The sequence below is a fragment of the Variovorax sp. RKNM96 genome (assembly GCF_017161115.1).
GTDB lineage: Bacteria > Pseudomonadota > Gammaproteobacteria > Burkholderiales > Burkholderiaceae_C > Variovorax.
The window spans coordinates 2,244,890-2,265,118 of sequence record NZ_CP046508.1; the positions used below are offsets into that span (position 1 = coordinate 2,244,890).

Annotated in this window: 18 protein-coding genes; 12 read left to right on the forward strand and 6 right to left on the reverse strand. The window is 66.8% G+C overall.

Going from position 1 to position 20,229, the window contains the following annotated elements:
* The first annotated feature begins 136 nt into the window (after positions 1-136).
* On the forward strand, positions 137-1,072 hold the full coding sequence (locus tag GNX71_RS10240; protein ID WP_206178216.1) for a histone deacetylase: 936 nt from the start codon (positions 137-139) through the stop codon (positions 1,070-1,072).
* Positions 1,069-1,515, forward strand: a complete 447-nt coding sequence (locus GNX71_RS10245) for a thioesterase family protein (protein WP_206178217.1) — start codon at positions 1,069-1,071, stop codon at positions 1,513-1,515. Before GNX71_RS10240 ends, GNX71_RS10245 begins: the two co-directional genes overlap by 4 nt.
* Before the next feature lie 87 nt (positions 1,516-1,602).
* Here GNX71_RS10245 and GNX71_RS10250 read toward each other — a convergent pair whose 3' ends face one another.
* Positions 1,603-2,004, reverse strand: coding sequence for a hypothetical protein (locus GNX71_RS10250; RefSeq protein WP_206178218.1), 402 nt, complete (start codon positions 2,002-2,004; stop codon positions 1,603-1,605).
* A gap of 78 nt (positions 2,005-2,082) precedes the next feature.
* Positions 2,083-2,316, reverse strand: a complete 234-nt coding sequence (locus GNX71_RS10255) for a CsbD family protein (protein WP_176658504.1) — start codon at positions 2,314-2,316, stop codon at positions 2,083-2,085.
* A gap of 181 nt (positions 2,317-2,497) precedes the next feature.
* Between GNX71_RS10255 and pncB the strand changes: the two genes are divergently transcribed.
* From pncB to GNX71_RS10295, 8 genes are all read left to right on the forward strand, one after another.
* Positions 2,498-3,709, forward strand: coding sequence for a nicotinate phosphoribosyltransferase (pncB, locus tag GNX71_RS10260; protein ID WP_206178219.1), 1,212 nt, complete (start codon positions 2,498-2,500; stop codon positions 3,707-3,709).
* The gene (locus GNX71_RS10265) at positions 3,706-5,121 is read left to right on the forward strand and encodes a sodium:proton antiporter (RefSeq protein ID WP_206178220.1); all 1,416 of its coding nucleotides are present in this window, start codon (positions 3,706-3,708) and stop codon (positions 5,119-5,121) included. The genes pncB and GNX71_RS10265 overlap by 4 nt, the downstream gene beginning before the upstream one ends.
* Positions 5,122-5,132: 11 nt before the next feature.
* Positions 5,133-6,119, forward strand: a complete 987-nt coding sequence (locus GNX71_RS10270; protein WP_206178221.1) for a D-glycerate dehydrogenase — start codon at positions 5,133-5,135, stop codon at positions 6,117-6,119.
* A gap of 28 nt (positions 6,120-6,147) precedes the next feature.
* Complete coding sequence (gene rmuC / locus GNX71_RS10275) at positions 6,148-7,512, forward strand: DNA recombination protein RmuC (protein WP_206179406.1); 1,365 nt, start codon at positions 6,148-6,150, stop codon at positions 7,510-7,512.
* Positions 7,509-8,672: an MFS transporter gene (locus GNX71_RS10280; protein ID WP_206178222.1), complete on the forward strand. Its 1,164-nt coding sequence runs from the start codon at positions 7,509-7,511 to the stop codon at positions 8,670-8,672. Before rmuC ends, GNX71_RS10280 begins: the two co-directional genes overlap by 4 nt.
* Positions 8,673-8,784: 112 nt before the next feature.
* Entirely contained in the window at positions 8,785-10,314 is a 1,530-nt protein-coding gene (locus GNX71_RS10285; protein WP_206178223.1) for an MFS transporter, read from the forward strand.
* Between the two features lie 83 nt (positions 10,315-10,397).
* Positions 10,398-10,850 (forward strand): hypothetical protein, encoded by a 453-nt coding sequence (locus GNX71_RS10290; RefSeq protein ID WP_206178224.1) that lies wholly within the window; start codon positions 10,398-10,400, stop codon positions 10,848-10,850.
* A gap of 30 nt (positions 10,851-10,880) precedes the next feature.
* The gene (locus GNX71_RS10295) at positions 10,881-11,567 is read left to right on the forward strand and encodes a TetR/AcrR family transcriptional regulator (protein WP_206178225.1); all 687 of its coding nucleotides are present in this window, start codon (positions 10,881-10,883) and stop codon (positions 11,565-11,567) included.
* A 13-nt stretch (positions 11,568-11,580) separates the two neighbouring features.
* Here GNX71_RS10295 and GNX71_RS10300 read toward each other — a convergent pair whose 3' ends face one another.
* The 3 genes from GNX71_RS10300 to earP form a co-directional block, all read right to left on the reverse strand.
* Complete coding sequence (locus GNX71_RS10300; RefSeq protein ID WP_206178226.1) at positions 11,581-12,444, reverse strand: TIGR00730 family Rossman fold protein; 864 nt, start codon at positions 12,442-12,444, stop codon at positions 11,581-11,583.
* 125 nt (positions 12,445-12,569) lie between these two features.
* Positions 12,570-13,124, reverse strand: a complete 555-nt coding sequence (efp, locus tag GNX71_RS10305) for an elongation factor P (protein ID WP_007830687.1) — start codon at positions 13,122-13,124, stop codon at positions 12,570-12,572.
* Positions 13,125-13,298: 174 nt separating this feature from the next.
* A complete protein-coding gene (gene earP / locus GNX71_RS10310; RefSeq protein WP_206178227.1) occupies positions 13,299-14,405 on the reverse strand; it encodes an elongation factor P maturation arginine rhamnosyltransferase EarP in 1,107 nt (368 codons plus the stop codon).
* Positions 14,406-14,492: 87 nt separating this feature from the next.
* Between earP and GNX71_RS10315 the strand changes: the two genes are divergently transcribed.
* A complete protein-coding gene (locus GNX71_RS10315; protein WP_206178228.1) occupies positions 14,493-15,944 on the forward strand; it encodes a M20/M25/M40 family metallo-hydrolase in 1,452 nt (483 codons plus the stop codon).
* 47 nt (positions 15,945-15,991) lie between these two features.
* Here GNX71_RS10315 and ggt read toward each other — a convergent pair whose 3' ends face one another.
* On the reverse strand, positions 15,992-18,070 hold the full coding sequence (gene ggt / locus GNX71_RS10320) for a gamma-glutamyltransferase (RefSeq protein WP_206178229.1): 2,079 nt from the start codon (positions 18,068-18,070) through the stop codon (positions 15,992-15,994).
* Between the two features lie 145 nt (positions 18,071-18,215).
* Here ggt and uvrC point away from each other — a divergent pair, with 145 nt between their 5' ends.
* Positions 18,216-20,192: an excinuclease ABC subunit UvrC gene (uvrC, locus tag GNX71_RS10325; RefSeq protein WP_206178230.1), complete on the forward strand. Its 1,977-nt coding sequence runs from the start codon at positions 18,216-18,218 to the stop codon at positions 20,190-20,192.
* Positions 20,193-20,229 lie beyond the last annotated feature (37 nt).

Sequence of the window (20,229 nt, forward strand, 5' to 3'; positions counted from 1 at the left end):
GTTGCGCTGCGCCTCGTCGTCTTTGTTGCGGTGCAGCATGGCCTCAAGTATAGGCAGCTGAAGTTTGCGATCAAGGGGTTTTTGCTGCTGTGCAGCAATCTAGAGGTCGCTTTCTAAATCGGACCCGCATCGCAGAATGCGGGGCATGCGCGCCTTCTATTCCGGCCAGTTCGTGTTGCCCCTGCCGCCGGGGCATCGCTTTCCCATGTCGCGCTACGCCTTGCTACGCGACCGCCTCGAGGAGCACCTGCCCGCCGTCGAGATGGACCAGGCGCCCCGCGCCAGCGATGGCGAACTCGCGCTGGCCCACACCCCGCAGTGGATCGCCGCCATCAGCGACGGCAGCGTGAGCCCGCAGGCGATGCGCGAGATCGGCTTTCCCTGGAGCGAAGCGATGGTCGAGCGCTCGCGCCGATCCACGGGCGCCACCATCGCCGCCTGCCGGGCCGCATTCGCCGGCGGCATCGCGGCGAACATGGCGGGCGGCACGCATCACGCGTATGCCGACAAGGGCAGCGGTTTCTGCGTCTTCAACGACGCCGCCGTGGCGGCCCGGCTGATGCAGGCGGAACACGGCCGTAGCGGCCGGCAACTGAAGGTCGCGGTGATCGATCTCGACGTGCACCAAGGCAACGGCACCGCCAGCATCTTTCGCAACGACCCGAGCGTTTTCACGCTCTCGATGCATGGCCAGAAGAACTTCCCGTTCCGCAAGGAGGCCAGCGACCTGGACGTCGAACTGCCCGACGGCTGCGGCGACACCGACTACCTCACCGCCCTGGAGCACGCTCTGGAAGAACTCGACCGCCGTTTCTCTCCCGGCCTCGTGATCTACCTCGCCGGCGCCGACCCCTTCGAGCGCGACCGCCTCGGCCGCCTGAAACTCAGCTTCGACGGCCTCGAAGCGCGAGACCGCCGCGTGTTCGACTGGACCTGGCACCGCCGCATCCCCGTGGCCTTCGCCATGGCCGGCGGCTACGCCAGCGACATCGCGGAAACCGTGCAGGTGCAACTGGGCACCTTCCGCGTGGCCTTCGAGTACTGGCGCCGCTGGCAAAATGCCGCGCGATGAGCTCCTCCGTCGCCAAACCCACGCCGAATTCCCGCAGCAGCTACCGCGCGTTCCGCAGCATCCCGACGCGCTGGGCCGACAACGACATGTACGGCCACGTCAACAACGTCGTCTACTACAGCTGGTTCGATACGGCGGTGAATGCGCTCCTCATCGAACGCGGTGCGCTCGACATCCATCAGGGCCAAGTCATCGGCTTCGTGGTCGAGACGCAGTGCAATTACTTCGCGCCGATCGCATTCCCGCAAACGGTGGAAGCGGGCATCCGGGTGGCGCAGGCGGGCCGCTCGAGCGTGCGGTACGAGATCGCGCTGTTCGCCGAGGGCACCGACACCGCGGCCGCGCAAGGCCACTTCGTGCATGTCTACGTGGATCGCGAGACGCAGCGGCCGGTGCCGTTGCCCGAAGCACTTCAGCGCGTGGTCGATTCGCTGAAGGCCTGACCCCAACGGAAAACGGCGCCCGAGGGCGCCGTGGTCTTTTGTCGTACAGCCGATCGATCGCCGATCGACTGCACAGGCAGCTGCTGCTTACTTCTTCATGGCCTTGATGTCGGCCTTGCCCTGGGCTTCGTCAGCCTTGGCCTGCTTCACGCAGGCATCCTTCTCGGCACCCTTCTGGTCGTCGCACTTTTCCTTCGCGACTTCGTAGGTGGCCTTCACCTTCTCTTCGGCAACCTTGCGGGCATTGCTGTCGCTCGGCTTGTACTGCTGTTCCAGTTCGGCCTTGGCCACGTCTTCCTTGCCCTTAGCTTCCTTCTGGCAGACATCCTTGGCGTTGTCCTTCATCGTGTCGCACTGGGCCTTGGCGACCTTGTAGTCGGCCTCGATCTTTTCCTTCGCGACCTTGTGTTCGTCACCGGTCATCGCGCTGGCTTGCGTGGCAACGAAGCAGGTGGAGGCGAGGGCGAGCATGAGCAGATGTTTTTTCATTGGAGTTTTCCTTCGAGGTGATTGAATTCGGTGGTGCGGCGGGAATGGCCCGCGGACTTGCTGCTGATCAGGTCTTGATCAGGACTTCTCGAACCAGAGCGAATCGGCCGTGCGGCCGTCGCGCGATTCCCAGTCCTTGACTTGTTTCTCGGCTTCGTCGCGGCTGATGCCGTGGCGTTCCTGGATGCGGCCGAGCAGCTGGTCGCGCTTGCCGGCGATGACGTCGAAGTCGTCGTCGGTCAGCTTGCCCCATTGCTCCTTGACCTTGCCCTTGAGCTGTTTCCAGTTGCCTTCGATGGTGTCCTTGTTCATTGCGAATCTCCTTGAGAGGTTGATTCGGCGGGCTCTGTTGCCGCCGTGAATTCAATGTCTCGTGAGCGATTCGCCCTGCCGGTAGGACGTGCTGTGCAGCCCCCGTAGGCAGAGGCCGACGCTGCCCGTGATAATCGAGCGGACGCCGAAAAGTTTGAGACACCGCGCACCGACGACGACCATGATCATCCACAGCCTGCTCGACACCGACCTCTACAAGTTCACGATGATGCAGGTCGTCCTGCACCACTTCCCGGGCGCCCGGGTCGAGTACCGCTTCAAGTGCCGCAACCCCGGCGTCGATCTGGCGCAGTTCGCGGGCCAGATCCGCGACGAAGTGCGCAGCCTCTGTTCGCTGCAGTTCCGCGATGCCGAATTGGCCTACCTGCGGTCCATGCGCTTCATCAAGAGCGACTTCGTCGACTTCCTGGGCCTCTTCCGGCTCAACGAGAAGTACATCAACATCATTCCCCAGCCCTCGGGCGAACTCGAGATCCGCATCCAGGGGCCGTGGCTGCACACCATCCTGTTCGAGATCCCGGTGCTGGCCATCGTCAACGAGGTCTACTTCCGCAACACGCAGAAGAAGCCCGACATCGAAGAAGGCCGCCGCCGCCTCGAGACCAAGATCGCCCAGTTGCAGGACGCGGGCCTCGCCGACCTCAAGATCGCCGACTACGGCACGCGCCGCCGCTTCTCGAAGGACTGGCACGAAGAGGTGCTGCGCACCCTGAACTCGCGCCTCGGTGCCGTCACGCCGCCGCCGACGCAGGCCCGGCCCGGCGCCCGCCTGCCGCAGCTCGCAGGCACCAGCAACGTGCTGTACGCCATGAAGCTGGGCCTGATCCCGCTGGGCACCATGGCGCACGAATACCTGCAGGCCTGCCAAGCGCTCGGCCCGCGGCTGCGCGACAGCCAGATCTTCGGCTTCGAGAGCTGGGCGCGCGAATACCGCGGCGACCTGGGCATCGCGCTGTCCGACGTGTACGGCATGAGCGCGTTCCTGCGTGACTTCGACCTGTACTTCTGCAAGCTCTTCGACGGCGCCCGCCACGACAGCGGCGACCCCTTCCAGTGGGGCGAGCGCATGCTGGCGCACTATGTGGCCAACCGGGTCGATCCGCTCACCAAGACGCTGATCTTCAGCGACGGCCTCACGGTGCCGCGCACCATCGAGCTCTACCAGCAGTTCCGCGGCCGCTGCCAGCTGGCCTTCGGCATCGGCACCAACCTCACCAACGACCTGGGCTACGAGCCGCTGCAGATCGTCATCAAGATGATCAACTGCAACGGCCAGCCGGTGGCCAAGCTGTCGGACACGCCGTCCAAGAACATGTGCGAGGACGAAAAATACCTGGCGTATCTGCGCCAGGTGTTCGAGATCGAGGCATGAGGGTAGCCCCCGGCCTCGCCTTTCTGCTCCTGCTGATCGCGCCAGGTTTTGCAACGGCCGCCGATTTCGACGGTGCCCAGCTCTCGCCGCTCTGGGGCGTGCCGTTCGCCGGCATCCTGCTGTCGATCGCGCTGCTGCCGCTGCTCGCGCCCTCTTTCTGGCACCACCACTACGGCAAGATTTCCGCGGCCTGGGCGCTGGCCTTCCTGCTGCCCTTTGCCGGCATCTACGGCGCGGGCTTGGCGGGCGTGCAGCTGGTGCATGCGCTGGTGGCCGAGTACATCCCGTTCATCATCCTGCTCACGGCGCTCTTCACCGTGGCGGGCGGCATTCACATCCGCGGCAACCTGCGCGGCGCGCCCGGGCTCAACACGGCGATCCTCGCGATCGGCGCGGTGCTCGCGAGTTTCATGGGGACCACCGGCGCCTCGATGCTGCTGATCCGGCCGCTGATCCGCGCCAACGACGACCGCGTGCACAAGGTGCATGTGATCGTGTTCTTCATCTTCATCGTCTCAAACGCGGGCGGCGCGCTCACGCCGCTGGGCGATCCGCCGCTGTTCCTTGGCTTCCTCAAGGGCGTGGGCTTTTTCTGGACTGCGCAGAACATCCTGCCCGAGACGCTGTTCATTCTGGGCGTGCTGCTGGCGCTGTTCTATGCCATCGATCGCCACTACTACCGCAAGGAAGGCGTGCTGCCGGTCGACCCGACGCCGACGACGCCCGAGACGCAGCGCCTGGGCTTCGACGGCGCCGCCAACTTCTGGCTGCTGGGCGGCGTGGTCGCGCTGGTGCTGCTCAGCGGCTTCTGGAAATCGCCGGTCAGCTTCGACGTGTTCGGCACCGAGGTGGGCCTCCCGGGGCTGGTGCGCGACGTGGGGCTGCTGCTGATCGCGCTGGTCTCGTACAAGCTCACAGCGCCCAAGGTGCACGCCGACAACCAGTTCGAATGGGAGCCGATGGCCGAGGTGGCCAAGCTGTTCGCGGGCATCTTTCTGACCATCATTCCCGTGATTGCGATGCTCAAGGCGGGCACGCAGGGCCCGTTCGGCGCCATCGTCTCGGCCGTGACGCGCGCCGATGGCCAGCCCGATCCGGCGATGTACTTCTGGGCCACCGGCGTGCTGAGCTCGTTCCTGGACAACGCGCCGACCTACCTCGTGTTCTTCAACACCGCGGGCGGCGATCCGGCGGCGCTCATGACCACGTACGCGAGCACGCTCGCCGCCATCTCGGCCGGCGCCGTCTTCATGGGCGCCAACACCTACATCGGCAACGCGCCCAACCTCATGGTCAAGGCCATTGCCGAGAGCCGCGGGGTGCGCATGCCGAGCTTCTTCGGCTACATGGCGTGGTCCGTGGCCATCCTGGTTCCGCTGTTCGTCATTTCCACCTTCCTCTTCTTCCGCTGAGTGCACACATCATGAGCAAGCCCAAGATCCTGGTCGCACGCGCGATCTTTCCCGAGACCATCGAACGCCTGTCGCAGCATTTCGAGGTCGAGTCGAACCAGTCCGACGAGAGCTGGAGCAAAGAGCAACTCATTGCCAAGCTCAAGGGCAAGCAGGGCGCCTTCACCACCGGCAGCGAGCGCATCGATGCCACCGTGCTCGACGCGAACCCCGACCTGAAGATCTGCGCCAACATGGCCGTGGGCTACAACAACTTCGACGTCGATGCGATGGCCGCGCACGGCGTGCTCGGCACCAACGCGCCCGACGTACTGACCGAGACCACCGCCGACTTCGGCTTCGCGCTGCTCATGGCGACCGCGCGCCGCATCACCGAGAGCGAGCATTTCCTGCGCGCGGGCAAGTGGGAGAAGTGGAGCTACGACATGTTCGCGGGCTCCGACATCCACGGCGCCACGCTCGGCATCATCGGCATGGGCCGCATCGGGCAGGGCATTGCCAAGCGCGGCGCGCACGGCTTCGGCATGAAGGTGATCTATCACAACCGCTCGCGTCTCGATGCGACGCTCGAAGCCGACTGCAAGGCCAGCTACGTGAGCAAGGAAGAGCTGCTCAAGACGGCCGACCACGTCGTGCTGGTCGTGCCTTACTCGCCCGCTTCGCACCACACCATCGGCGCCGCCGAGATCGCGCTGATGAAGCCGACTGCCACGCTGGTGAACATCGCGCGCGGCGGCATCGTCGACGACGCCGCGCTGGCCGCGGCGCTGCGCGAGAAGCGCATCGCGGCGGCGGGCCTGGACGTGTTCGAGGGCGAGCCCAAGGTCCACCCCGACCTGCTGACCGTGCCCAATGTCGTGCTCACGCCGCATATCGCGAGTGCGACCGTGCCCACACGCCGAGCGATGGCCGATCTCGCGGCGGACAACCTCATCGCGTACTTCAGCGGCAAGGGGCCGCTTACGCCTGTCACGCCGATTCCGGCAGCCACCAAGTAAATACCGGACGCAGCGACCCGCCTTGGAACTGACGGAATTGATTCTTCTCGCGCTGGCCGCGCTCGCGGTCGTCCAGCTCGTGCTGGTGATCTGGCTGCTCGCGCGCCGGCAACCCAAGCCCGACCACAGCGAGGTGCTGGGCCTCTTGGCCGCGATGGGCACGGCCAACGAGCGCACCGAGCGCGAGCTGCGCCGCGAGATCGGCGAAAACTCGCGCGGCGCGCGGCAGGAAACCGCGCAGGCCTTCGCCACCTTCCAGCAGTCGCTGGTGCAGCAGGGCGCCGAGGCCACGCGCACGCAGAACGCGCAGCTCGACGCCTTTGCGCTGCAACTCGCATCGCTGCAGAAGTCGCTGGCCGACACGCTCAACACCCAGCTGCAGGGCCTGAGCGAATCGAATGCACGCCGCTTGGCCGAAGTGCGCACGACCATGGAAACGCAGCTCGCGCAGCTGCAGCAGAGCAACACCGCCAAGCTCGACGAGATGCGCAAGACCGTCGACGAGAAGCTGCAGAGCACGCTCGAGGCGCGACTGGGCGAGAGCTTCAAGCAGGTGGCCGACCGGCTCGAGCAGGTGCACAAGGGCCTGGGCGAAATGCAGACGCTGGCCGTGGGCGTCGGCAGCCTGCAGCGCGTGCTGACCAACGTGAAGACGCGCGGCGTGTTCGGCGAAGTGCAGCTCGAGGCGCTGCTCGAGCAGGTGCTCACGCCCGAGCAGTACGCCAAGCAGATCGAGACCAAGCCGCGCAGCGGCCAGCGCGTCGATTTCGCGATCCGCTTTCCGGGCCGCGGCGACGATGGTGCGCCGGTGTGGCTGCCCATCGATGCGAAGTTTCCGCGCGACGACTACGAGCGCCTGATCGATGCGCATGAGCGCGCCGACGCGCCCGCCGCCGAGCTCGCGGCCAAGGCGCTCGAAGCGCGCATCCGGCTGGAGGCCCGCTCGATCGCCGAGAACTACCTCGCCGCGCCGCACACCACCGATTTCGCGATCCTGTTCCTGCCGGTCGAAAGCCTCTACGCCGAGGTGCTGCGCCGCCCCGGCCTGATGGACGCCATCCAGCGCCAGCATCGCGTGACGCTGGCCGGCCCGACCACTTTGCTCGCGATGCTCAACAGCCTGCACATGGGCTTTCGCACACTCGCGCTGGAGCAGCAGGCCTCCGAGGTGTGGAAGGTGCTGGGCGCGGTCAAGACCGAGTTCGAGCGCTATGGCGAATGGGTCGCGCGCATCAAGGAGCAGGTGGCCAAGGCCTCCGACACGCTCGACAAGGCCGACACGCGCGCCAAGCAGATGCGCCTGGCGCTGCGCAAGGTCGAGGCGCTGCCTGAAGCCCAGTCGCAGGTGCTGCTGCCTCCCACCGCCGACAGCGAGGGCGACGACACCCCGTGAAAGGCTCCGAACTGCTGCGTGTGATCGGCGCCCAGGTTTGCCTGCACGCCACGATGGCCGGCATGCGCCTGGCCACACCGCTGCTGGCGCTGCAGCAGGGCTACAGCGCCGCGGCGGTCGGCGTGCTGATTGCGCTGTTCGCGCTGACGCAGGTGTTCCTGGCGCTGCCGGCGGGGCGCTTCGCCGACCGGCATGGGTTCAAGCGGCCGCTCTGGTGGTCGGTGATCGCGGCCTCGGTCGGCGCCGGGCTGGTGCTGGTCTTTCCGATCTTTCCGGTCATGTGCATCGCAGCGCTGCTGACCGGCGGCGCCACCGGCGCGACCGTCATCGCCTTGCAGCGGCACGTCGGCCGCTCGGCCACCAACGCGACGCAGCTCAAGCGCGTGTTCAGCTGGCTGGCCATCGCCCCTGCGGTGGCCAATTTCGTCGGCCCCTTCCTGGCCGGGATGCTGATCGACCACGCCGGCCGTGCGCCCGCGGACATGCTGGCGTTTCGCGTCTGCTTCGCGGCGATGGCTTTCCTGCCGATCCTCTGCTGGATGCTCGCGCGTGGCGCGCACGAGCCGCCGCGCACCGCGCCGACACCCGGTGCTGTGCCAACGCGGGCCTGGGACCTGCTGCGCGAGCCGATGTTCCGCCGCCTGCTGTTCGTGAACTGGCTGCAGTCGTCGAGCTGGGATGTGCACGCCTTCGTGCTGCCGGTGCTGGGCCACGACCGCGGCATCAGCGCCTCGGTGATCGGCTCGATCCTCGGTGCGTTCGCCATCGCGGCGGCCGCCATTCGCGTGGTGCTGCCGCTCATCGCTTCGCGCGCTTCGGAGCGCAGCGTGATCCTGAGTTCCACCATCGTCACGGCGGCAATGTTCGCGGTCTACCCGCTGCTCGATTCGGCCTGGACCATGGGCATCTGCTCGGTGATCCTGGGTTTCGCGCTCGGCGCGGTGCAGCCGATGGTGATGAGCATGCTCCACCAGATCACGCCGCACTCGCGGCACGGCGAGGCGCTGGGGCTGCGGCTGATGACCATCAATGCCTCGAGCGTGGCGATGCCGATGCTGTTCGGTTCGCTGGGGGCGCTGATCGGGATCGCGGGCGTGTTCTGGGTCGTGGGCGGGGTGCTGGCGCTGGGCGCGCGGGCGACCTGGGGGTTGAAGCTCTAAGTCGGTTTCGGTTGAAATCCACATTCCAAATAAGATCAATTCTCATCTGAGTTGACTTTCAACTGACTCACGGTCAGTATCGGCGCCTTCTTCAACGACCTTGAAGGCGTCCATGTATTCCCAGAATCCGGCTGCGACCGATCCGAGTCGCCGCATCGCGCTCGTGGCGGCGGTGTATCTCGGCAGCTTCATCGCCACGCTCGACGTGAGCATCGTCAATGTCGCGCTGCCTACGCTGCAGCGCGCGCTGTCCACCGACCTGGCCGGCCTGCAATGGGTGATCGACATCTACGCGCTGTGCCTCTCGGCCTTCATCCTGTCGGCGGGGCCGGTCGGCGACCGCTACGGCCGCAAGCGCGCCTGGCTCGCCGGCGTGGTCGTGTTCACGCTGGGCTCGGCGATGTGCGCGATGGCCGGCAACCTCCCCACACTGCTTGCCGGGCGCGCGGTGCAGGGCGTGGCCGGCGCGCTGATGATTCCCGGCGCGTTGTCGCTGCTGGCGCATGCGTTTCCGGAGCCGGCCAGCCGGGCGCGGGTGATCGGCGGCTGGTCGTCGTTCACGGCGCTGTCGCTGATCCTCGGGCCGATGCTCGGGGGGCTGCTGGTGGACCATGCGGGCTGGCAGAGCATCTTCCTCATCAACCTGCCCATCGGCGTGCTGACCGTGGGGCTCGGGCTCTGGGGCATCCGCGAGAGCTCGCATCCCGAGCACGCGGCGCTCGATCCGCTCGGCCAGGTGCTCAGCGTGCTGTGGCTCGGCGCGCTGACCTATGGGTTGATCGCGGCCGGCGAATACGGTTGGGGCTCAGGCCGTGCCGCGACCGCACTGGTGGCAGCGGCCATCGGCCTTGCGCTATTCCTGATGGTCGAAGCGCGCGTGGAGCGGCCGCTGCTGCCGCTCGCGCTGTTCCGCGATGCGCGCTTCTCGGCCACCAATTTCGCTTCGTTCGTGCTCGGCTTCTCGTCGTACGCGAGCCTGTTCTTCTTCTCGCTCTTCCTGCAGCAGGTGCAGGGCTGGTCGCCCAGCGACACCGGCTGGCGGCTGGTGCCGCAGTTCGTCGCGACAGGCCTCATCGCCTCGCAGTTCGGCCGGCTGGCGCGGCGCTTCGACGTGCACACGCTGATGGTTGCGGGCTATGCGCTGATCGGCGCTTCGATGCTGCTGCTGACGCTGTTCTCGGCCGATACGCCCTACGTGCTGCTGGCGCTCCTGTTCCTGTTCCTCGGCGCGGGCACGGGCCTGGCGGTGCCGTCCACGAGCATGGCGGTGATGGCCTCCGTGCCCGCGCAGCGCTCGGGCATGGCCTCGGCCACGATGAATGCGCTGCGCCAGGCCGGCATGCTGATCGGCATCGCGCTGCTCGGCACGCTGATGAGCACGCGGGCGACCGCGCTGCTGGCCACCGCGCTCGAACAGGCCGGGCTTCGCGATGCGCAACAGGCGGCCGTCGCGGCCGTCTCGCGGCATGACTTGGGCGCGCTGGCCTCGCTCGATGCGGACACTGCGCGCACCTTGCTGGCCGGCGCGCTCGCGGGCGGCTTCCACGCCGCCATGGTCTGCGCCGGTGTGGCCGGCCTTCTCGCGGCGGGGCTGCTCGTGCGCGTCAGGCCGCGCGCCGCCGCGTTGCCGGCTCGCGCCTGAGGCGGCGCACCCGCATGCCCGCCGCATTCGTGCCCGTGCGCCTGCGCGCGCGGCTTCGATCGACATTCACCAAGGAGCTATCCATGATCCGTCACGAACTCAGCCAGTGGCCGCTGGTCATCAGCATTTCATCCGGCCTGCAGACGTTGGAGAGCATGAACGCCTTCACCGAGGACTGGAACCGTTGGCTCGACCGCGGCGAGCCTTTTGCCTCGCTGCGCGTGTTCGCCGATGCGGATGCGCTGGTCCATCCCGAAGGCAGCGCCCAGCGTGCGAAACAGTGGCTGCAGGCGCGGGGCGAAGACATCCGCCGCCACATGATGGGCATGGCGAGCGTGGTGCCCGCCGCGCAATACGAGAAAATCAGCAAGATGAATGTCGAGAAGCTCTTCGGCGTGCCGGCCAGCACCTTCGTCACCACCGACGATGCGCTGAACTGGCTCGGCGAAAGCGTGCTGGCCCCGCGGGGCCTGCGACTCGATGCGGCGGCCGTCCATGCGGCCATCGGTGCCGTGCGCGCCACCCCTGTTTCCTGATTGAACTTTCCGAGTTCCTCGAGATTTGCCATGACACGAAGCGATCCGGCCATCGATCCCATCCCGGCAGGCGAGGCCGAAGCGGCCACACCGACCGCAGCGCGCCGCCGCACGAAAGCGCCCGAAACCCGCGCCGTCGCGCTGATGGACGCCGCCGAGCGCCTCTTCATTGCCAAGGGCATCGCCAGCACCAGCATCGACGACATCGCGGCCGGTGCGCAGGTGGCCAAGGGTACGTTCTACCTGTACTTTCCGTCGAAGGAAGCGATGCTCGGCGCGCTGCAGCAGCGCTTCGTCGACACCTTCTGCGAGCGCCTGCAGAACGCCATGGACCGCCATCGCCCCGACAACCATCACGCGCGCCTGAAGGCCTGGGTGGAGACCGGCCTGGAAACCTACCTGGACAACGTTGCCCTGCACGACGTGGTGTTCCACGAATACCGGCCCGAGGACCGGCGCATGCGCAACGACAACGCGGTCATCACGCAGCTCGTCGGCTTGCTGAAACACGGCGATGCCGCAGGGGTGTGGGAAGTGGAGGACGCAACGCTCACGGCCGTGATCCTCTTCAATGCGCTGCACGGCGTGGCCGACGACGCGGTGGCCATGGGCCCGGCCGGCGACCCGGTGGCCGACCGCCGGCGCCGCGCCCGCGCGCTCACCCGGTTCTTCGAGCAGGCGCTGCACCCGGACGTGGTCGACGACACGGACGCCTGAGCGTCCGCGTGGATCAGAGCTTGTAGAAGCGCTTGATGTAGTCCCACGCGTCTTCGGGCGCGTCCACATACTCGAAGAGCTTGACGTCGCCGGGCGAGATCACGCCTTCATCGACCAGAAAGTCGAAGTCGATCATCCGCTTCCAGTAGTCCGAGCCGAACAGCACGATCGGCACGGGCTTCGACTTCTTCGTCTGCACCAGCGTGATCACCTCGAACAGCTCGTCGAGCGTGCCGAAGCCGCCCGGAAACGCCACCAGCGCCTTCGCACGCATCATGAAATGCATCTTGCGGATCGCGAAGTAGTGGAACTTGAAGCTCAGCGCCGGGGTGACGTAGGGGTTGGCTTCTTCCTCCATCGGCAGCGCGATCGCGAGGCCGACCGAGATGCCGCCGCCTTCGTGCGCGCCGCGGTTGGCCGCCTGCATGATGCCGGGGCCGCCGCCGGTGCAGATGAAGAGCTTGTCCTGCGGCTCCTTGCCGTTGCTGTACTGCGCGACCAGCTTGCCGAAGGTGCGCGCCTTCTCGTAATAGTGCGAGCTGCGCGCAAGGCGGCGCCAGCGCTCGGCGGCCACCGCATCACCGGCGGCATCGGCCTGCGCGATCAACGCGGCGGCGTCTTCCTCGCTGCGAAAGCGGGCGCTGCCGAAGACCACCACGGTGTTCTCGATGCCGTGAGCGCGCTGTTCGACGTCGGGCTTCATCAGCTCCAGCTGCATGCGGATGCCGCGCGTCTCGCGGCGCAACAGGAACTCGGGATCGGCGAAGGCGATGCGCGAGGGATCGGGATCGAGCGGCAGGCCTTTTTCGGAATGGGATTTGAGCGTGGCCCATGCATCGGCCAGGCGTTTGTCGTGAAGATCGTGCGTGTTGTTCATGAAGGACTCGGACGGGAAGACCCGATGGATTGTGCAGCGTTGCAACCGCCGTGCCCAAGAAACGAAAAAGGCCCCTTGCGGAGCCTTTCTTCGGGGAGAGCGACCGGCCGGAGGGCCGGGAACGCTCAGACGCGCTTACGGTATTCGCCGGTGCGGGTGTCGATTTCGATCTTGTCGCCTTGCGAAACGAAGAGCGGCACGGGCACTTCGAAGCCGGTGGCGATCTTGGCGGGCTTGAGGACCTTGCCCGAAGTGTCGCCCTTGACGGCTGGCTCGGTCCAGGTGATTTCGCGCTCGACGCTGGTCGGCAGTTCGACCGAGATGGCCTTGCCGTCGTAGAACACCACTTCGACGGCCATGCCGTCTTCGAGGTAGTTCAGGGCGTCGCCCATGTTCTCGGCTTCGACTTCGTACTGGTTGTAGTCGGCGTCCATGCAGACATACATCGGGTCGGCGAAGTAGGAGTAGGTGCAGTCCTTCTTCTCGAGCACGATCTGGTCGATCTTGTCGTCGGCCTTGAAGACCACTTCGGTGTTGAAGTTGGCGATCAGGCTCTTCATCTTCATGCGCACGGTGGCGGAGTTGCGGCCGCCGCGGCTGTATTCGGTCTTGAGGACGACCATCGGGTCCTTGCCGTGCATGATGACGTTGCCGGCGCGGATTTCTTGAGCGATTTTCATAACAGGTTCTCTGGATGTTGGCCGCTCGGTGCACGGGGCCATCTGCGACGCTTGGCGACGTTCGAAACGTTCTAGCCGGTGTGTCTGGCCCCGCGGTACAGGTCCCGCGGCAGGTTTGGCGAAGAGCTTCTCGGGTCCTGAGGGCCCGGGCCGAAATCCGCAAAGCCCGCTATTTTAGCTTTTTTGGGCGATCAGATGCCGCAGTTGAGTGACCAGATCGTCCTGATCGCGCAGCCTTTGGCGGCCCGCGACGACCGTTTCCCGCCACGGGCCCTGCGTTTCCAGGGGCGGCAGGGGGGCCTCGTCGAACCCGTTCCAGACGTGGTGAAAACGCCGAAGCGAGGGAGGAGCGTCGAGCCAGTCGAGCCAGGCGTTCAGCTTGGCATGATGGGCGTCGTCGTCCTGTGGATAGATCTGCCAGACGAGGGGCGCGCCGGCCCAGAGAGCGCGCACCAGCGAATCCTCGCCCCGCACGAAATTCAGGTCGCAGGCCCAGAGCAGGTGATCGAAATCCGGCTGCGTCAGATAGGGGAGGTATGAAATCGATAGCGCGCCGTGCCCATGGGGTACGGGGTTCTCCGGCGAAATGTTCGAAAAATGGGCCTTCACCGCGTTGGTGGCACGGCCTGCCGTCACCAGCAGCCGGGTGGGTTCGGGGCCTTCCGCCAACTGGGTGAGCAGCGGCGCCAGCGCGGGCGGCTCGTAGCAGAACAGGGAGATGAGGCGCTCGTTTTCTTTCCGGGGAATCTGCTGTGCCGCCAACCATTGCACTCGATCGAACCCGGCCCGGCGTTCCGCGAGGCCGGGCTCGCGCAGCAATCCGCCAGTGGTGGGCGTGAAGCCCGGATAGAAAAAGCGCTTGGTCAACCCGGCGCCGGGCCCCTTGAACACCGGCGAGGGCAGGCCGTGCAGGCGCTCGACGTACGGTTCGGCCGACAGGTATTCGAGGTTGATCCAGGACCGGGGCCCGCCCACGCTCGATGCCTCGGCGAACCGCGCGATCAGTTCCGGCGCGGGCTCGCAGCCGAAGGCCTCGATCAGCACGTCCGGCGCCGGCTCGGCCGCGGCCTGTTGCACCGCGGCGGGGTTAAGCCAGTCGATCACCTGCACGCCGTCGCATCCCGCGGGCGCCATCCAGTTCAGCGCCGTCGCATCGTCGATCCACAGCCGCACGCGTTCGCCGAGCGTGGCCAGTTGAGAAGCCAGCCGCCAGCACACGCCCAGGTCGCCGTGGTTGTCGATGACCTTGCAGAAGATGTCCCATTGCATGCGCGTGCCCATGGTCGCGAGTGTGCCTGTCCTGGGAGCCCGTTCGGGGCCCGGCTTGCTATGCTGGCCGCCACAACAACCACCGGAGAGAGAAAGACCATGAGGATGCAGACCCGTTCGCAGTTTTCCCTTCGTTCCACCAAGACCGTGCTCGCCCTGTCGCTGGCCCTGTGCGGCATCGCCGGCATGACCGGTGCGTCGGCCCAGACGAGCACCGCGCCGACGTCGCTCACGCCGCAGCAACAGCGCTTCCACGACATCTACAAGGAGCTGATCGAGATCAACACCACCCACTCGACGGGTGACAACACGCTGGCCGCGCGCGCCATGGAAAAGCGCCTGATCGAAGCGGGCTTCGCCCCGGGCGACATCCAGATCTTCGAACCCTTCCCGAAGAAGGGCAACCTGGTGCTGCGCTTCAAGGGCAACGGCAGCAAGAAGCCGCTGCTGCTGCTGGCCCACATCGACGTGGTCGAGGCCCGGCGCGAAGACTGGAAGACCGATCCCTTCAAGCTGCAGGAAACCGGCGGCTACTTCACCGCGCGCGGCTCCATCGACGACAAGGCGATGGCCTCGGCGCTGGTGTCGGTGCTCGGGCAGCTCAAGCAGGAGGGCTTCAAGCCCAGCCGCGACATCATCCTGGCGCTCACCGCCGACGAGGAGCGCGGCGATGCGCTCAGCAACGGCGCGTTCTGGCTGATCAGCAACAAGCCCGAGCTGCTGCAGGCCGAATTCGGCATCAACGAAGGCGGCGGCGGCGAGCTGCGCGGCGGCAAGCCGAACCTGCACCGCATGCAGGTGGCCGAGAAGATGTACACCACCTACATGCTCGAGGCGCGCGACGTGGGCGGCCACAGCTCGGTGCCGACGAAGACCAACCCCATCTACGCGCTCTCCGCGGGGCTGGAGCGGCTGGGCAACTACGCCTTCCCGATCAAGCTCGCCGATGTCACCAAGACCTACTTCGCGCGCAGCGCGCCCTTTGCCACTGGTCAGCTGGCCGACGACATGCGCGCCATCGGCACCGGCAACCCCGATGCCGGCGTGCTCGAACGCATGACGGCCAACCCGGCCTACAACGCGCAGCTGCGGACCACCTGCGTGGCGACGATGGTGCAGGCCGGCCATGCCGAGAACGCGCTGCCGCAATCGGCCAAGGCCACGGTCAACTGCCGCATCCTGCCGCACGACGACCCCGAGGAAGTCGAGCGCCTGCTGACCCAGGCCGTGGGCAACGACAAGATCGTGGTGCGCAACATGGGCAAGCCGCTGCGCAGCCCGGCCTCGCCGCTGAACGGCGACCTCGTGAAGACGGTGGAGTCGCTCACCCAGCAGATGTGGCCCGGCGTGCCCGTGGTGCCCGCGATGAGCACCGGTGCGACCGACAGCCGGTTCCTGCGCAACGCCGGCATCCCGATGTACGGCGTGACCGGCATGTTCCTCGAGCCGGCCGATGCGCGTGCGCACGGGCTGGACGAGCGCATTGAGATCCAGCGGCTGTACGACGGGCGCGAGTTCCTGTACCGGCTGGTGTCGGAAGTCGCGAAGTAATCAGGCAGAGGGCAGGCGCGGTGCCTGCCCCCCGCGCTTTCTTGCCGTCAGGGCGTGAAGGTATCGCCCAGCACGATGCCTTCGCGCCGTGGGTCCGCGCCGCCGGTGAGCACCGATTTGCCACCCACGTTCGTGCGGATGATGGTGCTTACGCCGCTGGACTGGGCGCCGAAGTTCACCACGTGGCCCAAGGCGCGGAGCCCCTCGATCAGCGAGTCGTTCTTGCCGTCGTTGGTGGTGTTGACGTTGGGATGCTCGCCGCCAACGTTGGTGAGGCTGTAGGTGGCGCCGGGGGGCGTAGGGGGTGGGGTGTTGGTGGCACCGAAGTCGACCAGCGACGTGGCCTGTTGCGCATCGAGTCCCCAGTCGAGCGCGCCGACCAGTGTCTTCACCACGTACTGGATGATCGTGCCGCCGCCGGGCGAGCCAGTGCCCATCACGAACTCGCCCATGCTGCCGTCGCCGTTCTTCCTGAACACCAGCGTTGGCGCCATCGTGCTGCGCGGACGCTTGCCCGGGGCGACGCGGTTGGCGACCTTGATGCTTGGGTCCTTGGTGTCGTTCGGGTCGGCCGAGAAGTCGGTCAGCTGGTTGTTCAGCACGAAGCCCTGCGTCATATGGAACGAGCCGAGCGTGCTTTCTACCGTGGTCGTCATCGTCACCACGTTGCCATCCTTGTCGACCACCGTGAAGTGCGTGGTGCCGTGCTCCTCGGTCTTGTCGATGCCCAGCGGCACGCTGCCCAGGTTGCCCGCCGCCGCCGTGCCCATGCTCTTGGACAGGCTGATCAGGCTGGCGCGCTGTTGCAGGTAGGGCTTGTTGAGCATCGAGTCGGGCGAGCCGCCCGGCAGCGGGATGAAGTCGGTGTCGGCCACGTACTTGTCACGATCGGCATAGGCCAGGCGTTCGGCCTCGCTCACCAGGTGCACGCCCATCACGGTCGGCTTGCCGCCCTCGATGTCGATGGCGGTGGGCTTGTACAGGCCCAGGTTGAAGGTCTCCAGGATGCCTAGCGCCTGCACCACCGCGATGCCGCCCGAGGACGGCGGCGACATGCTGCACACGTAGTAGTCGCGATAGGTGCCGCAGACCGGGTCGCGGCGCTTGGCCACGTAGTTGGCCATGTCGGCCATGGTCGTCACGCCGGGCGTGATGGCCGAGCCGTCGCTGGCCGCGGTCGTGATGCCGACCTTGTCGACGATGGCCTGCGCGATCGGGCCGGTGTAGAAGGCGTTGGCGCCTTCGGTCGCGAGCGTGGTCAGCGTCTTGGCATAGGCCGGGTTCTTGAGCTTCGTGCCCAGCGCCTTGGGCGTGCCGTCGGTGTTGAAGAAATAGGCCGTGGCCTCGGCGTCGCGCTTCAGGCTGGCTTCCGACGAGGAGATCGCGGCCGCCATGCGGCCACCGATCGAGAAGCCGTCCGATGCCAGCGTGATGCCGTAGCTGAAGAGGTCCTTCCAGGGCAGCTTGCCGTGGTCCTTGTAGGCGATGTCGAGCATGCGCACCGCGCCCGGCGTGCCGATCGAGCGGCCGCTGGCGCGGGCACTGGGCTTGGGCAATCCGCTGGCTGAATCGGTCTGCACGGCGTAGCGCAGGTAGTTCTCTGTGGCCGCGGCGGGCGCCATTTCGCGCCCGTCGTAGGCCTGCACCTTCCTTGTCTTCGCGTCGTAGTGAAGCATGAACGCACCGCCGCCCAGGCCGCTGGATTGCGGCTCGACCAGGCCGAGCACGGCCTGCACCGCCACCGCCGCGTCGACGGCGCTGCCGCCGGCCTTGAGCACGTCGCAGCCCGCGCGCGTGGCCAGCGGATGGTTGGCTACCACCATGTAGTTCTTCGCATAGACCAGCTTGTGGCCGAGCACGTAGCCCGAGGCGGGCTCGGGCGCGGCGGGGTCGCCCGGATCGCCGGAGCCCACCACGACCGGTGTGCCGCTGTCGCCGATCAGGCAGCCCTTGGCGGCTTCGGCCGCAGCCGCAGCGTCGTTGGCCGCGTTGATGGCGACGATCGACGCGATCAGTGCAGCATCGTTGTTCTGCCCGCCGCCACCGCCGCCGCAGCCGGCCACGGTCAATGCAAGCGCCAGGGGTGAGAGCACCCACCAGGCGCGCGCCTGGATCTTCTTCGTCATGGAATCTTCCCGAGTAGTTTTGATGAAATGACACGGGCGCTCCTCGCGCCCGTCTTTGCATCATCAGCACATTTCATTCCAGCCACCTCGGGGTTTGCGCGCAGGCCCGCGACGCGGGTTCCACGTGCACGCCACAATAGCCGCCATGTCAGACGTGCATTCCGATCAACTGCTCAGCGAAGTCGCGGCGCTGCCGCAACTGCCGGGCGTGTACCGCTATTTCGACGCCGCCGGCGCGGTGCTCTACGTGGGCAAGGCGCGCAACCTCAAGAAGCGGGTCGCCAACTACTTCCAGAAGAGCCACGGCGGCACCCGCATCGGCCACATGATCTCGAAGATCGTGCGCATGGAGACCACCGTGGTGCGCTCCGAGGCCGAGGCGCTGCTGCTCGAGAACAACCTCATCAAGACGCTCAAGCCGCGCTACAACATCCTGTTTCGCGACGACAAGAGCTACCCCTACCTGAAGATCGCGTCGCACGCATTTCCGCGGCTGGCCTACTACCGCGGCTCGGTCGACAAGAAGCACCGCTACTTCGGCCCGTACCCGAGTGCCTGGGCGGTGAAGGAATCGATCCAGCTGCTGCAGAAGGTGTTCAAGCTGCGCACCTGCGAGGACACCGTGTACGCCAACCGCACGCGGCCTTGCCTGCTGTACCAGATCAAGCGCTGCACCGGCCCCTGCGTGGACTACATCACGCCCGAGGCCTATGCACAGGACGTGGCCAGCGCCGAAGCCTTCCTGATGGGCGACACGCAGCTCGTGCTCTCCAGGCTCGAACAGCGCATGACCACGCACGCCGAGAAGCTCGAATTCGAGCAGGCGGCCGAGCTGCGCAACCAGATGTCGGCGATCTCGCGGGTGCTGCACCAGCAGTCGATCGAGATCGCATCGGACAAGGACGTGGACATCCTCGCGGTCAAGGTGCAGGGCGGCAAGGCCTGCGTCAACCTCGCGATGGTGCGCGGCGGCCGGCACCTGGGCGACCGGCCCTACTTTCCGGTGCACGTGGAAGACGCGGCGCAGATCCACCACGGCGAGATGGACGTGGACGCCGAAGAGGGCGTGGAAGCGGTCGCGGCCGACCCCATCGAAGTGCAGGTGCTCGAAGCCTTCATCGCCCAGCACTACATCGACGTGCCGGTGCCGGCCACGCTGGTGCTGAGCCATCTGGTGAGCCGCGAGCTGATCGAGGCGATCTCGCAGCAGGCCGGCGGACGCGTGACGGCGGTGTTCCAGCCGCGCGAGCAGCGCCGCCACTGGCTCGAGATGGCCGAGACGAATGCTGGCCTGCAACTGGCCCGCCTGCTCGCCGAAGAAGGCTCGCAGCAGGCGCGCACCCGCGCGCTGGTCGAGGCGCTCGAGCTCGCGTGCGACGACCTGGACAACTTCCGCGTCGAATGCTTCGACATCTCGCACACCGCGGGCGAAGCCACGCAGGCCTCGTGCGTGGTGTTCGAGCACCACACGATGCAGAACAAGGAATACCGCCGCTACAACATCGAGGGGATCACGCCGGGCGACGACTACGCCGCGATGCGCCAGGTGCTTCACCGCCGCTACGGCAAGCTGGCCGAGGCGATGGCGGCCGAGACCGAGGCGCTGCCGCCCGGCGATGCAGAGAGCGAGGGCGTCGAGGGAGGCGAAGCATCGACCAAGACCCGGACCGCGCGCATGCCCGAGCTGGTGCTGGTCGACGGCGGCAAGGGCCAGGTGTCGATGGCGCGCGAGGTGTTCAGCGAACTGGGCCTGCCGCTGTCGTTGATCGTCGGCGTCGAAAAGGGCGAGGGCCGCAAGGTCGGCCTGGAGGAGCTCGTGTTCGCCGACGGCCGCGAGAAGGTCTACCTCGGCAAGGACTCGGCTGCGCTGATGCTGGTGGCCCAGATCCGCGACGAGGCGCACCGCTTCGCCATCACCGGCATGCGGGCCAAGCGCGCGAAGGTGCGGGTGGGCGGCAGCCAGCTGGAAGACATTCCGGGCATCGGCCCGAAGCGCCGGGCGCGCCTGCTGCAGCGCTTCGGCGGCATCCGCGGCGTGGCGGCGGCGAGCATGGAAGACATCGCCTCGGTCGAAGGCATCGCCGCCGAACTGGCCGAGGAAATCTACAAGGCTCTGCACTGAGCCAGCACCGAGAGCTGGGCAACCCGGTGGGGTCATC

Excerpts from the sequence above, each read along its gene's own strand:
- GNX71_RS10240 (WP_206178216.1), top strand. The coding sequence starts at position 137 with ATGCGGGGCATGCGCGCCTTCTATTCCGGCCAGTTCGTGTTGCCCCTG.
- GNX71_RS10245 (WP_206178217.1), top strand. The coding sequence starts at position 1,069 with ATGAGCTCCTCCGTCGCCAAACCCACGCCGAATTCCCGCAGCAGCTAC.
- GNX71_RS10250 (WP_206178218.1), bottom strand. The coding sequence starts at position 2,004 with ATGAAAAAACATCTGCTCATGCTCGCCCTCGCCTCCACCTGCTTCGTT.
- GNX71_RS10255 (WP_176658504.1), bottom strand. The coding sequence starts at position 2,316 with ATGAACAAGGACACCATCGAAGGCAACTGGAAACAGCTCAAGGGCAAG.
- pncB (WP_206178219.1), top strand. The coding sequence starts at position 2,498 with ATGATCATCCACAGCCTGCTCGACACCGACCTCTACAAGTTCACGATG.
- GNX71_RS10265 (WP_206178220.1), top strand. The coding sequence starts at position 3,706 with ATGAGGGTAGCCCCCGGCCTCGCCTTTCTGCTCCTGCTGATCGCGCCA.
- GNX71_RS10270 (WP_206178221.1), top strand. The coding sequence starts at position 5,133 with ATGAGCAAGCCCAAGATCCTGGTCGCACGCGCGATCTTTCCCGAGACC.
- GNX71_RS10285 (WP_206178223.1), top strand. The coding sequence starts at position 8,785 with ATGTATTCCCAGAATCCGGCTGCGACCGATCCGAGTCGCCGCATCGCG.
- GNX71_RS10290 (WP_206178224.1), top strand. The coding sequence starts at position 10,398 with ATGATCCGTCACGAACTCAGCCAGTGGCCGCTGGTCATCAGCATTTCA.
- GNX71_RS10295 (WP_206178225.1), top strand. The coding sequence starts at position 10,881 with ATGACACGAAGCGATCCGGCCATCGATCCCATCCCGGCAGGCGAGGCC.
- GNX71_RS10300 (WP_206178226.1), bottom strand. The coding sequence starts at position 12,444 with ATGAACAACACGCACGATCTTCACGACAAACGCCTGGCCGATGCATGG.
- efp (WP_007830687.1), bottom strand. The coding sequence starts at position 13,124 with ATGAAAATCGCTCAAGAAATCCGCGCCGGCAACGTCATCATGCACGGC.
- earP (WP_206178227.1), bottom strand. The coding sequence starts at position 14,405 with ATGGGCACGCGCATGCAATGGGACATCTTCTGCAAGGTCATCGACAAC.
- GNX71_RS10315 (WP_206178228.1), top strand. The coding sequence starts at position 14,493 with ATGAGGATGCAGACCCGTTCGCAGTTTTCCCTTCGTTCCACCAAGACC.
- ggt (WP_206178229.1), bottom strand. The coding sequence starts at position 18,070 with ATGACGAAGAAGATCCAGGCGCGCGCCTGGTGGGTGCTCTCACCCCTG.
- uvrC (WP_206178230.1), top strand. The coding sequence starts at position 18,216 with ATGTCAGACGTGCATTCCGATCAACTGCTCAGCGAAGTCGCGGCGCTG.